This window comes from Acidisoma sp. S159 (assembly GCF_009766125.1).
GTDB lineage: Bacteria > Pseudomonadota > Alphaproteobacteria > Acetobacterales > Acetobacteraceae > Acidisoma.
Genome location: NZ_LMUG01000067.1, coordinates 350,156 through 351,222, shown reverse-complemented (window position 1 = coordinate 351,222; position 1,067 = coordinate 350,156). Strand labels below are relative to the sequence as shown.

General features: G+C 58.2%; 1 protein-coding gene. It reads right to left on the bottom strand.

From position 1 onward, the window contains the following. Positions 1–205 precede the first annotated feature (205 nt). The coding region (locus GSQ92_RS24315) for a substrate-binding domain-containing protein (RefSeq protein ID WP_159014157.1) at positions 206–1,067 on the bottom strand (862 nt) is incomplete at its 5' end.

Below are 1,067 nucleotides of genomic sequence, written 5' to 3'. Positions count from 1 at the left end.
GAACGGCGGCGCCATGACATAGAAGAAGATGAAGACGAGAATGACGCCGCCCAGCGCGCCGACTTCCGGCCGCTTGAGTACCTTCTTCCACAGTGCTTGATGCGCCACCTGGCGGCGCACAAGACGAGGTTCGACTCCTTGTGTGATTGTAGTCACGTTCCCTCCCCTGCGGCCCTATGCGCCGCTATTGGTTGCCTTATTGATTTTATCGGGTGCCTTGCTTCGCGAACTTCGCGACCTGATCGACATTCGTCTTATCGACGAAAGCCGGACCAGTCAGGACTGGGCCACCGCCGCCGACGACATCGCCGTTAATTTTGTAGAGCCACAGCAGATCGACGGACTCATAACCTTCGACGAAGGGTTGCTGATCAACGGCCCATTGCAGCTTGCCTTCCTGGATGAGCGTCACGGCGCGTGGCGTAAGATCGAATGTTCCGACCTTTGCTTTGCTATTGGCCATGCTGACGGCAGTGAGCGCTGTCGGTGCGAAAGGTGCGCCCAGTGTCACGACATAACCAACGGTCGGATCCTGCTGAAGCTTCGCAACGATACGGGACTGGGCAGTCGCCATGTCATAGCCGTTCACATACAGGACGACGAGATTTCCCTTGAAGCTCTTCTTAATGCCATCGCAGCGCTCTTCGAGCTGGACCGCGCCCTGCTGTTGATCGACGCAGACCGCGCTCTTGATGCCTTCAGCGTTGAGTTTCTCACCCACTGCTTCACCGGCAACTGTCTCGTCTTGTCCGACATAGGACATGAGACCAGCCTGCTTCCAGTTGTCCCCACCAGCATTGAAGCCGATGACCGGAACATTGGCATCTTCCGCCTTCTTGACCATCGGCGAGAGGGTGTCCGGGAAGGCCAAGGTCAGCGCGATCCCGTCGACATGCTGCTGCAGAACGTTTGTCACCAGCTGCGCCTCGCCAGACGCGGTCGGATTGGAGAGGTAGATCAGCTTCACCTTATCTTTCGCCGCGGCGGCCTGGGCGCCCTTCCGGATAATATCCCAGAAGGTGTCGCCGGGCTGCCCATGCGTGATCATCGCGAAGCTAAAATGCGGC